At 73.4% G+C, this 14208-nt stretch carries 10 protein-coding genes; 1 reads left to right on the forward strand and 9 read right to left on the reverse strand.

All coding sequences use genetic code 11. The annotated features are described in order from the left end of the window. Positions 1 to 85: 85 nt before the first annotated feature. Entirely contained in the window at positions 86 to 1291 is a 1206-nt protein-coding gene (locus AB0J42_RS34865; RefSeq protein ID WP_364302238.1) for a cytochrome P450, read from the reverse strand. A gap of 49 nt (positions 1292 to 1340) precedes the next feature. Between AB0J42_RS34865 and AB0J42_RS34870 the strand changes: the two genes are divergently transcribed. Next, positions 1341 to 1949, forward strand: coding sequence for a TetR/AcrR family transcriptional regulator (locus AB0J42_RS34870; protein WP_364302240.1), 609 nt, complete (start codon positions 1341 to 1343; stop codon positions 1947 to 1949). 59 nt (positions 1950 to 2008) lie between these two features. Here AB0J42_RS34870 and AB0J42_RS34875 read toward each other — a convergent pair whose 3' ends face one another. The 8 genes from AB0J42_RS34875 to AB0J42_RS34910 form a co-directional block, all read right to left on the reverse strand. Beyond that, positions 2009 to 2575 carry a hypothetical protein gene (locus AB0J42_RS34875; RefSeq protein ID WP_364302242.1) on the reverse strand — a complete coding sequence of 189 codons (567 nt, stop codon included), beginning with the start codon at positions 2573 to 2575 and terminating at the stop codon, positions 2009 to 2011. 235 nt (positions 2576 to 2810) lie between these two features. Further along, entirely contained in the window at positions 2811 to 4046 is a 1236-nt protein-coding gene (locus AB0J42_RS34880) for a M20 family metallo-hydrolase (RefSeq protein WP_364302244.1), read from the reverse strand. Further along, positions 4043 to 5296 (reverse strand): MFS transporter, encoded by a 1254-nt coding sequence (locus AB0J42_RS34885; RefSeq protein WP_364302246.1) that lies wholly within the window; start codon positions 5294 to 5296, stop codon positions 4043 to 4045. The genes AB0J42_RS34880 and AB0J42_RS34885 overlap by 4 nt, the downstream gene beginning before the upstream one ends. A 95-nt stretch (positions 5297 to 5391) precedes the next feature. Continuing rightward, on the reverse strand, positions 5392 to 5598 hold the full coding sequence (locus tag AB0J42_RS34890) for an MbtH family NRPS accessory protein (RefSeq protein ID WP_364302248.1): 207 nt from the start codon (positions 5596 to 5598) through the stop codon (positions 5392 to 5394). Next, positions 5595 to 7109, reverse strand: a complete 1515-nt coding sequence (locus AB0J42_RS34895) for an amino acid adenylation domain-containing protein (RefSeq protein ID WP_364302250.1) — start codon at positions 7107 to 7109, stop codon at positions 5595 to 5597. Before AB0J42_RS34895 ends, AB0J42_RS34890 begins: the two co-directional genes overlap by 4 nt. Then, positions 7093 to 10521 (reverse strand): amino acid adenylation domain-containing protein, encoded by a 3429-nt coding sequence (locus AB0J42_RS34900; protein ID WP_364302252.1) that lies wholly within the window; start codon positions 10519 to 10521, stop codon positions 7093 to 7095. The genes AB0J42_RS34895 and AB0J42_RS34900 overlap by 17 nt, the downstream gene beginning before the upstream one ends. Next, entirely contained in the window at positions 10514 to 12304 is a 1791-nt protein-coding gene (locus AB0J42_RS34905; protein ID WP_364302254.1) for a carbamoyltransferase C-terminal domain-containing protein, read from the reverse strand. The genes AB0J42_RS34900 and AB0J42_RS34905 overlap by 8 nt, the downstream gene beginning before the upstream one ends. A gap of 1 nt (position 12305) precedes the next feature. Next, on the reverse strand, positions 12306 to 14208 hold a 1903-nt coding region (locus tag AB0J42_RS34910), incomplete at its 5' end, for an AMP-binding protein (protein WP_364302256.1).

Raw genomic sequence — 14208 nt, forward strand, 5'->3', positions numbered from 1 at the left:
CGCCCCCCTTACCCCAAATGGCCGTTGAGGTGCGAGAACGGGGCAAAACCCCTGAAGGGACGAACCGGTCAGGCGGGCCCGGACATCACCAGCGCACGGGAACCGTGGCCAGCCCGCCGACGGCCAGCCCCTCCACACGCTCCAGCTCCGCCGCCGGCACCGCCAGCTCCAGCGACGGCAGCTTCCGCAGCAGCACCTCCAGCACCACCTGCAGCTCCGTGCGGGCCAGCGCCATCCCCAGGCACGAGTGCGGACCGGCGCCGAACGTCAGATGCGGGTTCGGCTTACGGGAAAGGTCCAGCTCGTCCGCCCGCTCGAACACGCTCTCGTCGCGGTTGGCCGCCGCCATGCTGCACAGCACGGTCGTGCCGCGCGGCAGCACCGTCCCGCCGACCTCGACCTCCTCGTGCAGGTAGCGCGGCAGGCCGATGCCGGGGTTGGCGTCCATCCGCAGCGTCTCCTCCACCGCCGTACGGACGAGCGACCGGTCCGCCAGCAGCCGCTCCCACCGGGTCCGGTCGGCCAGCAGCATCGCCACCATCTTGCCGATCATGTTCGCCGTGGTCTCGTGCCCGGCGACCAGCAGCCCCATCCCGGTGACCAGCACCTGGAGCTCCGACAGCCCGCCCTCCTCCGGGCCGCCCGCCGCCAGCAGCTCGCTCAGCAGGTCGTCGCCCGGCTCGGCGCGCTTGGCCGCGAGGTGCTCGGACATGTACTGGAAGAACTCGGCCTGGGCCGCCTCGATCTCGGCCTGCTCGTAACGGGTGAGGTTGAGCAGGGTGTCGGACCAGTGGGCGAACCGGTCCCGGTCGGCCGCGGGCACGCCCAGCATGGCGCAGATCACGTACACCGGCAGCGGGAAGCCCAGCGAGGCGCGCAGGTCGCCGGGCGCGCCGCCCGCCACCATCTCGTCGACGAGCCGCTCGGCCATCTCCGTCATCGCGGGCCGCAGGTCGGACATCCGCTTGGCGGTGAACCACCTGATCACCAGGCGCCGCCAGTGCTGGTGGTCTTCGCCGCCGTCGGGGATGATCTGGGCCAGCCGGCTGTTGAACAGCCCGCCGTCACCGGTGGCCGACAGCCGGGCCGCGTCGGGTGCGGTGAGCGTGCGGGAGAAGCGCGGGTCGGACAGGACCTGCTTGACGTCCTCGTACCTGGTCAGCAGCGTCGCCTGGTCGCCGCTGGGCAGCGTCACGCGGGCCACCGGGCACTCGTCGCGCAGCTCGGCCCACTCTTCGGGCGGCTCCAGCGGGGCGTCGCTGGGGATGGGGTACCTCAGTTCCTGCTTCATGAACTTAACGTACACGTGTAGGGAAACCTGTGCCGGTACAGTCAAGCCCGTGCCTCTCACCTCCGGAAACACCGGCGACCCGCGCGTGCGCCGCAGCCAGGCCGCCCTCGCGCAGGCGCTGATCCAGCTCGTCGCCGAGCGCGACCTGTCCCGCGTCACCGTCGCCGACGTGGCCCAGCGCGCCGGGGTGAGCCGCTCGACCTTCTACGACCACTACCGCGACGTGCACGAACTCGCCGAGTCCGCCTGCACCGCGATGATCGACGCCCTGATCGAGTCGCTGCCCAGCCCCGCCCCCGGCACCCTCGACCCCGCGCCGGAGGTCATCCGCTCGCTGGAGCAGTTCTTCACCAGCCTCGCCGGCCACGCCGGGCTCTACCGCGCCCTCCTCGGCCCGCAGGGCAGCGCCCGCGTGGCCGACCACATCCGCCGCCGCTGCGCCACCACCATCCACGCCCGCCTCCAGCCCGCCGCCCCGCCGGACGACCACGACGTCCCCGCCGCCTTCACCGCCGGCGCCCTCATCGGCGTGGCCACCGACTGGCTCCAGCGCGGCTGCCCCCGCACCCCGGCGGAGATGGCCGCCTTGACCTGGCCCCTGATCAGCGCCCTCCACCACCTCGACACCGACAGCGGCGCCCAGCCCCGGCCCGTCTGATCAGGCCGGGCTGGGCGTGTTACGCCACCTGACCAGTGGCAAGGCCACCGGCTGCCGTACTAGGCGGGATCGGCGCAGACGGCCCAGACTTTGAGCACGATGTCGCCGGGGGTCGCATTGACGACTTCGACCACCCATCCCGTGCCGTCGTCATTGGGTGAGCTCCGCTTGAAGAAAATGTCGTGGATTCCTGGCTCGTATCTCCAGGTATGCAGATAGTAGCCCCCGCCGAGTACGACTTTTCCGTTCGGGCACTGCTGTACGAGTGAGTCGCTGATGTCCTCCTGCGGCACCGTGAAATCGTCGCTCACCACCACTTCCCGGTTTCTCAGACCGCCACCGTTCGACGGAGGAGGGGACGTCTGATCTGCCCGCTGTGCGCAGTCGACGTTCTGAATGGTGACTGTCTGGTTCCTGTCGCCCTTGATGACGTTGCTGTTCGTCGCCCTGGGAAAGCAGAGCAGGGGCGGCGTACTCAGGTTCGGGAGCAGGGTGGGCGACACGCCCAGATTGAGGTCGTCAATGAGAGGAGGAGGGTCCGCCAGTGCGGGTGATGAACCACTCGCGGCAAAAGCGCCGCCCGCAGCGATAGCCAGAATTGCGGCGATCTTTCCTACCCCGTTCACGTGGCTCTCCTCTTTCGTGTCCGCTGATTCAGCGCGAAGGTAGCGGCCACGGGTCGCCGCACGCTGAGCCGACACACATTCGCCGGATCAAATTCCTCCTGAGAAATCGTGTGCGCCCGCCACCACCTCGACACCGCAGATCAGATCGCCGGCGGAGGCAGCTGAAGGAGGGGTGTCAACCCGCCAGCGCCTCGGCGGCCCGGACGTCGTGATGACGAGAATCGGCTGAGTGTCTTCACAGACGGAGGACTGTGCGGAGCAGGACGCGGGCACCGGCCACCAGGTCCGCGTCCGCGGTGTCTTCCTCCGGGACGTGGCTGACCCCGCCGGCGCTCGGCACGAAGATCATGCCGATCGGCGCGATCCCGGCCACGATCTGCGCGTCGTGGCCCGCCCCGCTCGGCAGCACCAGGTGGGACAGGCCCAGCTCGTCGGCGCTCGCCGTGATCGCCGCGCGCAGCGCCGGATCGGTGTGCACCGGCGCCGCCCGCGCGTCCACCCGTACGGTGATCGACACGTTCGACTCGTGGGCCAGCGTGGCCAGCGAGGTGCGCAGGGCCTTCTCGGCGAGCTCCAGGTTGACGGGGTCGCTGTCGCGCAGGTCCACAGTCAGCCGCACGCCGTCCGCGATCGTGTTCGCGGAATTCGGCTGGACCTCCAGCCAGCCGACGGTGGCGACCCGGCACAGCCGCCGTTCGCGGGCGATCTCCTCGGCGGCCAGCACGACGCGGGCCGCCGCCGTCACCGGGTCGCGCCGCAGTTCCATCGGGGTCGTCCCCGCGTGCCCGGCGGCCCCGCGGATCTCTACGGCGAACTGGGTGCGGCCGGTGATGCTGTCGACCACTCCGATCGTGTGACCCCCGCTCTCCAGGACCGGCCCCTGCTCCACGTGGAGTTCCAGGTAGGCCGCCACCGACCCGGCAGGCCAGACCGCGGTGCCCAGCGCCGCAAGGTCCCCGCCGGCCCGCGCGAGCGGCCCGCGCAGGGATCGGCCCTCGTGGTCGCGCGGGTCTGCGGGCAGCGAGTCCAGCGCGCCGGCGAGCACCTTGGACCCCCAGAACGGCTGCGGGAACAGGGCGCCCTCCTCGTTGGCGAACGCGACGAGGACCGGCTCGCGGGCGAGCTCGACCCGGTGCTCGGCCAGGGTCTGCATGACGTCCAGCCCGGCCAGGACGCCGTACGCGCCGTCCAGCCTGCCGCCGTTCGCCACGGTGTCGAGGTGGGAGCCGATGAGCAGTACGGGACGGTCCGCCGGGCCGGGCCGCCCGGGACGGCGGACGATCACATTGCCCGCGGCGTCCACGGCGGAGTCGAGGCCGCCGAGCCGCGCCTCCTCGTGCAGCCGCTCCCGCGCCTCCAGGTCGGCGGCGCCGAACCCGGCCCGGCTGATGCCGCCGCCGGGGTCGCGCCCGATCCCGCCGAACGCCTCGACGCGGTCGAGGAGCCGGCGCGCGTTGATGTCCAGGGTCATGTCGCTTCTCCCTCGGGAGGCACCGCGACCGCGGTGCCGCTGCTGTCGGGCTCGTCGGCCACGGAGGCGGCGATCTCGGGAGTCGGGAGGCGGGGCGCGAACACCATCGCGGCGGACGCCAGCGCCGCGACGGCCATCAGGAGGTACATGATCCGGTAGTCGAGCACGCCGATGAGCGCGGTGCCCGCGGCGATCGACGCGGTCTGGGCGACGTCGCTCACGGTGCTGGCCGCGGCGCCCACCCGCCCCTGCAGCCGGGACGGCGCGTACAGGTGGCACGCGGTCTGCAACGCCAGCATCAGGAACGGCAGTCCCATGCCGATGAAGACCGCGCCGGCCAAGAACAGCGGAACCTGACTGGTGACGCAGAGCAGCAACCCGACCGCGACCAGCGCGTAGCCGACGCTGCTGACCCTGGTCTCCTTCGCCCGCTTGGCCAGCAGACCTGCCAGCACCCCGCCGGCGACCGAGCCGCCGCCCTGGACCGACGCCACGATGCCCATGAACGCCGGCTCCTGCCCCAGCCCCTCCTCGATCGCCGCGAACGCGGCCGTCTCTATCAGGCCGATGACGGCCATGAAGCTGACCAGCGCCAGGATGAGCCGGTACAGGAGCGGCACCCGGCGCACGAACCGGAAACCGGCCAGCACCGAGGTCCTGAACGGCTCGCCGCCGCGTTCCGGCTCCGACTCGACGACCTTGATCGAGGCCAGCACCAGCGCCGCCACGACGAACGTGCCGGAACCGATGAAGGTCAGCGCGGCACCGCCGAACGCCGCGTACACGCCCGCGCCGACCATCGGCGAGACGATCCGCACCCCCTCGCCGACGGTGATGAGCAGCGAGCGCGCGTGCACCGCGTCGGAGGACGGGATCAGGTCCTTGAGCAGGGCCGAACGGGCCGGAACGGCGAACATGAGCCCGTACGCGAAGGTCACCGCGTAGATGATCCAGATCTGGTCGGCGCTCCGCACGGCCAGCAGGGACAGCAGCAGCACCGCCATGAACCCGTAGATCCACAGCAGCAGCGGCTTGCGGCGCACCCGGTCGACCAGGTCTCCGAGCAGCGGCGCGGCGAGCCCGGGCGCGGTGATGATGAGGAAGACCAGGCCCGCCTGGGCGTTCGAACCGGTCAGGTCCTTCGCCCAGATGGCCAGCGACAGGAACATGGCGCTGTCCCCGAAGCCCGAGACGGTCTCGCCCAGGAAGATCCGGCGGAAGCGCGCGTTGGTGCGAAGGAGTTCCCACATGTGACATCACCATCCGTGTCGGGGCGCCGGGCAGCGCGGGGGACAGCCGGCCGCGCGAGCGGGGTTCCCGTCGCGCGGGCCGGGCCCGGGATCCGTCAGCTCTCGCCCATGGCGACGCGCAGGCTCTTGGGCCGCATGTCCGTCCACACCCGGCCGATGTGCTCCAGGCACTCCTCGCGGCTGCCCCGCACTCCGACGGCGTGCCAGCCGGCGGGCACCTCCCGGCCCACCGCCCAGATCGAGTACTGCTCCTCGTCGTTCACGACGACGGCGTACTGGACGTCGTTGACCTGCTCGCTCATGTGACCCTTCCTTCCGTGTGTGCCTGAGTGATCGGACGACCGGCCTTCAGCCGCTCTTCGACCAGCCCGCGGACGAGCAGCCGGCTGGTCTTGCCCGAGGTGTTACGGGGGAGCTCGTCGAAGAACAGCACCCGCCGGGGCTGCATGTAGGCGGGCAGCAGGCGGCGCAGCGGGGCGCGGAGGTCAGCCTCGGAGGTGCCGGGGACGGCCGAGACCGCCAGGTACAGCTCGGGCCGGTCCGTCAGCGCCTCCGAGACGACGGCGACGGCCTGGAACACGGCCGGGACCCGCTGGGCGACCGCCTCGATCTCGCCCAGCTCCACCCGGTTCCCCCGGATCTTCACCTGGTCGTCGCCGCGGCCGTGGAAGTAGTACTGGCCGTCCGGCCCGACCCGGACCAGGTCCCCGGTCCGGTACATCCGTCCCCCGCCGGGGGCCGTGACGAAGACGCGGGACGTCAGCTCGGGGCTCCCGACGTAGCCGCGCGCCACCCCGATCCCGGACAGGTACAGCTCGCCGACGGTGCCTGCCGGGACCGGCCGCCGCCGCTCGTCCAGGACGTGCGCGCCCAGCCCGCTGATCGGGCGGCCGATCGGCATCGGGTCCCGGTAGGGCGGCCGCACCTCGGTGATGATGGCCGCCACGGTGGTCTCGGTGGGCCCGTAACCGTTCCAGAGCCTGCCCACGACCTGCCGGAGGTCGTCCGCGAGCGCGGCGGTGAGCGCCTCGCCGCCGCTGATGAGCTTGGCGAAGACCCGCTCACCGTGGAGGAACGGCAGCAGCATGCGGAGCTGGCTCGGAGTGGCACAGGCGGCATCCACCGGGTGCGCGCGCAGCCAGCGGGCGAAGAACTCCGGGTTGCGGGCGGAGCGCGGCGGCGTTACCGCGACGGTGCCGCCACTGATCAGCGGCATCAGCATCTCGGGGAGGGACATGTCGAAGACGATGTTGCTGTGCGCGAGCATCCGGTCTCCGGGGCGCAGGGCGAGTGCGCGGACGAAGTACTCCAGCACGTTGAGCAGCGCCGGATGCTCGATCTCCACCCCCTTGGGCGCCCCGGTGGAGCCGGAGGTGAACAGGATGTAGGCGGCGGGGTCCCGCCCGTCCCCGGGGGCGGCGGTCACCTCGGCGACGGTGCGCTCCACCACCCCGTCGGAGGCCGGACCGGTGGCGGCCACGTCGCAGCCGGCCTGCCGGATCTGGTAGCGGCGCCGCTCGGCCGGAGCGGACGGGTCCAGCGGGACGGCGGCCGCCTCCAGCAGCCACGTCGCCAGCAGCGCGACGAGGTAGCCGGTCCCGTAGCGGGACTCGACGGCGATCCGCGAGCCGCGCCGCGCGCCCCGCGCGGACAGCCGTGCGGCCTGCTCCTCCGCCGCGGCCAGCAGCGCCGCGTAGGTCAGCTCGCCGGTCTCGTCCATGACGGCGGCCGCGTGCGGGGTGGCCGCGGCGTGCCGCAGGAACCGCTCCAGGATCTGCCCGGCGAAACGCTCGGGATCAGTCGCCACGGGCATCGTCGCCTCCTTCCGTGCCGGTGCCGGCGCTCTGGAGCAGGGCGACGAGCCTCGACAGGGTGGGGGCGGCGAAGAAGTCGGACAGCTCCACCGTCACCCCGAACTCCTGCTCCAGCCGCGACAGCAGGCGCAGCGCCTTGATGGAGTGGCCGCCGAGCATCAGGAAGTCGTCCTCCGGCCGCGCCTCCTCGACGCCCAGCACCTCGCACCACACCGCCCCGACAGCGGCGGCGACCTCCTCTCCGCCCCGCCCTCCGGCATCCTCGGCCGCCGCCGCGGGGAGACCCCCGGCTGCCGGGGAATTCGCCGCTGAGGCGGCTGGAGGGCTCCCGGGCGATGGCCGCGGTGCGCTGGGCGGGGAGGCGGTGACGGTGGCGGCCAGGATCGCGGAGCGGTCGGCCTTGCCGTTGGCGTTGACCGGGATCCGGTCCAGCGCGACCAGCCTGGACGGCACCATGTACTCCGGCAGTTCCCGCCGCAGCCGCGCGCCCAGCGCCGCCACGTCCACCGTGCCGGGCGTGACACAGGCGACGAGTTCGGTCCCGTCGTCCGTGGACCGGGCGAGCACGATAGCGTCGGCCACCCCGTCCTGCCGCCGCAGCACGGCGTCGATCTCGCCCGGCTCCACCCGGTGCCCGCGGATCTTTACCTGGTCGTCGTGCCGCCCCAGGAACGCGAATCCGCCGCCGGGCAGCACCCGCACCTGGTCCCCGGTCCGGTACAGCCGCCGCCCGGGCCGCGCGTCGAACGGGTCGGGCACGAAGGCCGCCGCCGTCATCGCGGGCTCACCGAGGTAGCCGTGGGCGAGCCCGTCACCGCCCACGTACAGCTCACCCACCTCGCCCACCCCGACGGGCAACCCGGCCGGGCCGAGCGCGTAGGCGGTGGAGCCCGAGATCGGGCGGCCGATCGGCACGGTTCCCGCCGCGAGGTCGTCCGGCGTGACATCGTGGCAGGTGCTGAACGTCGTGTTCTCGGTCGGCCCGTACCCGTTGACCACCCGTCCGGGCGGCCGGCCCGCGAGGAGCTTCGCCAGGCGCCGTTCGTCGGCCTTCTCGCCGCCGAACAGGAGCACCCGCAGCCGCCCCAGCGCGTCGGGGGCGAAGTCCACCACCTGGTTGAGCAGTGTGGCGGTGAGCCACAGGACCGTGATCCCCCGCTGCTCCAGGAACGCCCGCAGCCGCGTGGGCGACAAGACCACGTCCTCGTCCTGGACCACGAGGGTGGCCCCGGCGGCCAGCGCCCCCCAGATCTCGAACGTGGCCGCGTCGAAGGCGGGGTTCGACAGGTGCGCCACCCGGTCGTCAGGGCCGACGGTGAGATAGTTCGACTCCGGGACCAGCCGGGTGATCGCCCGGTGCGGGACGGCGACCGCCTTGGGCACGCCGGTCGAGCCGGAGGTCGACATCACGTACGCCACGTCCTCGCCGGTGAGCGGCACCGGGGAGGCGGATTCCGCCTGCCGGAGCAGCCTGCTCAGCCACAGCACGGGCATCAGGTCCGCCAGCGGCTCGGCCCGCCGCCCGTCCGTCACGAGCACGGCCCGCGCGGCGCCCGCCGCCGATCGGGTGCGGGCGGCGGGCTGGCGCACGTCGACGGGCAGGTAGGCGCAGCCCGCGTACAGGACGCCGAGGAAGGCCGTCACCATGTCCGCGCCGCGCTCCATCGCGACCGCCACCACGTCGCCCCGGCGCAGCCCGGCCGCCCGCAGCCCGCCTGCCACGGCTGACGCCCGCTCGTCGAGTTCCCGGTACGTGAGCGCGCGGTCTCCGTGCCGGACCGCGACGGCGTCCGGGCGGGCCGCCGCCTGCCGGCGCACCCGCTCGTGGACGGGCACGTACGGCCGAGCCCCGGGCACGGCAGAGACGGAGAGGTCCGGCAGAGGGCTGTCCGGGGCGGCGCAGGCGTCCCCGGCCGCCGACAGCAGCCGGCGGTGGAGCTCGGCCGCCGCCCCGGCGGAGAACAGCCCGGTGCGGTACTCCAGCTCGGCGAGTGTGTCGCCGGAGCGCCGGGTCACGCTCCACAGCAGGTCGTACTTGGCGGTCCCGGTGGGGACGAGCTCGCGTTCCGCCCACGACTCCCCGGCGCGCAGCCCGCGCCCGGCGGCGTCCACGTACGTCAGGGCGGCCCGGAGCGACGCGCCGGCCCGGTTCCCGTTGGGCCACAGGTCCTCGATCACGGTCCCGCCGGGCAGCCGCCCGTGCGCGAGGGCCTCGGTGACGACCCGGCGCACCTGCCTGGCCAGGGCGCGGGCGGTGACGTCCGGCGGCAGGACGAGGCGCAGCGGCAGCATGTCGACGAACATGCCGACCTCGTGCCGCTGCTCGGGGCCGCGCGACGACACCGGCACAGTGATGACCAGGTCACGCTCCCCGGTCACGGCGGCGAGCCCGGCCGCGTAGGCGGCGACCCAGCTCATGAACGGGCTGAGCCGTTCGCTCCCGGCCAGCGACGACAGCGCGGCCAGCGTCCCGGCCGGAACGACGACCCCGTGCGCGGCCCCGGCGACCCGCGAGGCGGCGCCGGCCGGCCGATCAGCGGCGTCGTCTCCCGCCTCCGCATCACCGGCCGCCCGGGGCAGGTCGTGGGGGATCGGCAGTCCGCCCGGGCAGTCCGCCAGGGACGCCCGCCAGTACTCCAGCGCGGCCTCCGGGTCCCGCGCCTGCCGGGAGACGGCCCGCGGCGCCGTCCCGGCCTCCTCGCCGGGCGGGCCGCCCGAATAGAGCCGCCCCAGGCGGGACTCCAGCAGAGACAGCGAGGCGCCGTCGCAGACCAGGTGGTGGACGGTGAGCTGGAGCAGGTCGCCCTCCTCGCCGCCGTCGGCCACCAGCGCCCGCAGCAGCGGCGGGCGCGCCAGGTCGAACGGCGCCCGCGCGTCGTCGTCCAGCAGCCGGAGCACCTCGGCCTCCGGCACGCCCCGGACCTCGACCCAGCGGCACGGCACCGGCGCGTCCCTGGCCGTGAACGCGCGGCCCGGAGACATGAAGCCGCGCCGCAGCGCGTCGTGCCCGGCGGCGAGGGCGTTCAGCGCTCCCCTCAGGCGGACCAGATCGAGCTTGCCGTCGAACCGGTAGCGGACGCAGACGTGGTAGACCGGTGTGCCGGGGTCGAGCATCTCGGCGGCCCACACCCGCGCCTCGGCCGGGGTCAGCTCGCGCAGCTCGTGCTCCTGCGGGCGCGCCCCCGAGGCGAGCGCGGCCACCAGCTTCCCGAACTCCGGATAGTCGTAGACGATGTCCAGGTCCAGTTCGGCGCCCGTGAGCGCGCGCAGGTCGGTGGCCACCTCGACGGCGAGGACGGAATCGCCGCCCACCAGGAAGAAGTCGTCACCGTCCTGGATCTCGCCGAGGCCGAGCCGGTCGCGCCAGACGGCGGCCACGCCCTCCCTCAGGTCGACAGTCCGCTCAGACATCGCTGCCCCCTTCGGTTCGGGTCCTGCGGACGGCCAGCCAGCCGCCGATCGCCAGCGCGTCCAGAGTCGAGCGCGCGAAGGTGGCCACCGCCTCTCGCGGCGTCCGCACGATCGGCTGGCCCCGCAGGTTGAAGGACGTGTTCAGCAGCATCGGCGTGCCCCAGTCGTCGCCGAACCGCCGGATCAGGCTCCAGAAGCGCGGCGCGCTGTCCCGTTCGACGACCTGGACGCGGGCCGAGCCGTCCACGTGGGTGACCGAGGGCAGCAGCTCCCGGTACTTCTCCCGTACCTGGGTGGTGAAGAGCATGTGCCGGTACAGGCTCTCCCGGCCGGGCTCGATCTCGAAGTACTCGTGGGCGTTCTCGGCGAGCACCGCCGGCGCGAACGGCCGGAACTCCTCGCGCTGCTTCACCACCGCGTTCAGGTGGGCGCGCATGCCGGGCGCGGTCGGGTCGGCCAGGATGCTGCGGTTGCCGAGGGCGCGCGGCCCGAACTCCATCCGCCCGTGGAACCAGGCGACCACCGACCCGCCCCGGATCAGCCCCGACACCCGCTCCAGCAGCCGCTCCTCCGGCAGCCTGCGCACCCCGTACCCCGGCCCGAGCGCGGCCAGCGCCTGCGCGATCTCCTCCTCGCCGAACTCCTCACCCCAGTACGGCATGCTCATGGCGACCGGCGCCCCGGGGACGTGCTGCCTGAGCTGCCACAGGGCGGCTCCCAGGGCCGAGCCGTCGTCGCCCGCGGCGGGCTGGACGAAGATCCGGTCGACGAGCCCGCTGCGCGCGATCACCCCGTTGGCGGTGCAGTTGAGCGCCACACCGCCGGCCATGCACAGGTCACGAGGGCTGTCCGCGTCCTCCTCCAGGGCGGTGCGCAGCACGAACAGCAGGCTCTCTTCCAGGCAGCGCTGCAGGACCGCCGCGACGTCCATGTGCCGCCGCGTCAGCGGCGCGTCGGGGTGGCGCGCGGGACCGAACAGCTCCTCCAGGCGGCGGATCGCCCCCCGGTGGGTCTCCCGCTCCACGGGCGTCCGGTCGCGCGCCAGCAGCGGGACGACCAGCCGCCCGCCGGGAAGCCCCCGCGCCAGCTCGCCGGCCGCGCCGGCGTGGCGGTCGGGGTCGCCGTACGGGGCCAGGCCCATCACCTTGTACTCGTCCATGCCGGGCTGGAAGCCGAGGTAGTGGGTGACGACGCTGTACAGGATCCCGAGGGAGGCGCTGACCGGGTACGTGCGCCGTACCCGGAGGAGACCGTCCCGGGCGGACATCACGGACGTCGACTCGGTCTCGCCCATGCCGTCGGCGACCAGCACCGTGGCGTCCCGGAAGCCGCTCAGGTAGTACGCGCTGGCGGCGTGGGCCAGATGGTGCGGGACGCGCACCAGCTTGCGGCTCCAGTCGCGCCCCGGGTACCGCGACGCGAGCACGTCGAGCTGGACCTGCTCGCAGTAGGCCTTCCGGAACCAGCGCCGGGCGAAGTCGTCGCGGTCGAAGGCCGAGGACGGATCGTAGCGGAAGCCGTGCGCGACGAAGTCGACGTCGTCGAGGGTGACACCGGCGACGCGCAGGCAGGCTTCCACGGCGTCCGCCGGGAACGCTCCGGTGCCCTTGCGGCCGTCGTGCCTCTCCTGAGCGGAGGCGGCGATCACCCCGTCCTCGCCGACGAGCGCCGCGGCCGAGTCCAGCCCCTGGACCAGCCGTTGCTCGCGCCGGTCGAGACCGGGCATCAGATCCTTCTTGACGGACATCGAACGGTCGAGCCCGCTTATCCCGAGCACCAGCATGTCAATCCCCCATCCGCTCAGCCGAGCCGCGCAGGGTCTCGGCGATGGCCGCCACCGAGGGTTCTCGCAGCAGCTCGAAGTGGCCGCCGTCGACGTGGGTGACCGTGAGCGAACCGGTCAGCGCCCGCCATTCCGCGGCCGTCGCCTCCGGGGAGGTCCCGTCGCGGGCGAGCAGGAGTTCGGCGGCGCCGCCGAACCGCGACGGGCGGTGCCCGGCGAGGCCCGCGAGCATGTCCCGCCAGAACGCCATGAGCGCGGCGACGGCGCCGCCGTCCAGCCCCGCCAGGGTGGCCTCGTCGATGCCGAGAGTGGCCAGCAGGTCGTGGAACCCGGTGTCGGCCAGCGCGTCCTTGACCGCCTCCGAGCCCCGCCGCAGCACGTCCGCGCGGAGCGCGTCGAGTGCGGCGGCCTCCGCCGTGTCGGCCGCGTCGCGGCGCTGGTGGGCGTCGATGAGCACCAGCCGGTGCGCCTCCACGCCCTGCCGTTCCAGTCGTACGGCGAGCTCGTGGGCGATGACGCCGCCCGCCGACCAGCCGGCGATCACCGGCCGGCGTCCGTCCAGCAGCGGCGTCAGGTCCCGCGCGTACCGTTCGGCCAGCTCGCCGAGGTCCGCCGTGCCGCCGCCGCTGCCCAGCACGTCGCCCTGGACGCCCAGCACCTCGAACGCGGAGCCGACCCGGCCGGCGAGCTCCAGGTAGCAGAAGAGCGTGCCGCCGACCGGATGCACCAGCACCAGAGGCCGGAGCCCCGGCGTGCCGCCCAGCCGCACCGCCGTCTCACCTGCGCCCGGCCGCTCGCGCCCGCCGTGGACCAAGCCCCCGGACAGCCGCTCCAGGTCCGGTTCGGGCATGCCGCCGGCGATCCGGGTCAGCGCGGCCAGTGTGGGATGGCGGAACAGCTCCTGGAGATCGAACCCGAGCCCCAGCTCACGCGCCTGGCCGAGTATCTGGATGCTGCGGATGGAGTCGCCGCCCAGGTCGAAGAAGTTGTCGTGACGGCCGACCCGGTCGACGCCGAGGACCCGCCGCCAGACCCCGGCCAGGGACTCCTCCGGGCCGGGCAGGGGAGCGACGTACTCCTGCGTGAGCTCGGGCCGCTCCCCGGACGGGGCGGGGAGCGCGGCGCGGTCGACCTTGCCCTGGGCGGTCACCGGCAGCGCGTCCAGGAGCACGAACCAGCGCGGCGCCATGTAGTCGGGCAGCCGGCCGGCGAGCCAGGCGCGCAGCGCGTCCGCGGTGACGGCCTGCTCGGCGGGGACCGCGTAAGCCACGAGATCGGTGTCGTGCAGGGTGACGACGGCTTCCAGGACCGCGGGGTGCGAGCCGAGTGCGGCTTCGACCTCGCCGAGTTCGATGCGGTGGCCGCGGATCTTGACTTGGGCGTCGGCGCGGCCGAGGTACTCCAACCGGCCTCCGGCGGTCCAGCGGGCGAGGTCGCCGGTGCGATATAAACGGCTGCCGGGCCGGTCGCTGAGGTGGTCGGGGATGAAGCGTTCGGCGGTCAGCGCGGCCCGCCCGACATATCCTCGTGTGACTCCGGCTCCGGCGACGTGGATCTCGCCGGCGACGCCTATGGGGCTGGGCTGTCCGTACGGGTCGAGGACGTGGATGCGCAGGTCGGGCAGGGGACGGCCGATCCGGCTGGCTGTCCCGCCGAGGTCGTCCTGTGCCAGTTCGAGGTGGGTGACGTGGACGGTGGTCTCGGTGATTCCGTACATGTTGATCAGGCGGGGCGTGTGGTAGCCGTGGCGGTCGGCCCAGCGGCGCACGGACGGCTGGTGGAGTGCTTCGCCGCCGAAGACCACCAGGCGTAGCGCCAGCTCGGCCTGCAGGCGTGCGTCGACGGTCTCGAACTGGCGGAACGCCGACGGGGTCTGGCTCAGCACCGTGACCTGTTCGCGTCGT

It is taken from the genome of Nonomuraea sp. NPDC049649, from assembly GCF_040675175.1.
Lineage (GTDB): Bacteria > Actinomycetota > Actinomycetes > Streptosporangiales > Streptosporangiaceae > Nonomuraea.

Bases quoted from the DNA above. Each gene is read 5' to 3' on its own strand.
- AB0J42_RS34865 (WP_364302238.1), bottom strand. From the start codon at position 1,291: ATGAAGCAGGAACTGAGGTACCCCATCCCCAGCGACGCCCCGCTGGAG.
- AB0J42_RS34880 (WP_364302244.1), bottom strand. From the start codon at position 4,046: ATGACCCTGGACATCAACGCGCGCCGGCTCCTCGACCGCGTCGAGGCG.
- AB0J42_RS34895 (WP_364302250.1), bottom strand. From the start codon at position 7,109: ATGCCCGTGGCGACTGATCCCGAGCGTTTCGCCGGGCAGATCCTGGAG.
- AB0J42_RS34890 (WP_364302248.1), bottom strand. From the start codon at position 5,598: ATGAGCGAGCAGGTCAACGACGTCCAGTACGCCGTCGTCGTGAACGAC.
- AB0J42_RS34905 (WP_364302254.1), bottom strand. From the start codon at position 12,304: ATGCTGGTGCTCGGGATAAGCGGGCTCGACCGTTCGATGTCCGTCAAG.
- AB0J42_RS34885 (WP_364302246.1), bottom strand. From the start codon at position 5,296: ATGTGGGAACTCCTTCGCACCAACGCGCGCTTCCGCCGGATCTTCCTG.
- AB0J42_RS34900 (WP_364302252.1), bottom strand. From the start codon at position 10,521: ATGTCTGAGCGGACTGTCGACCTGAGGGAGGGCGTGGCCGCCGTCTGG.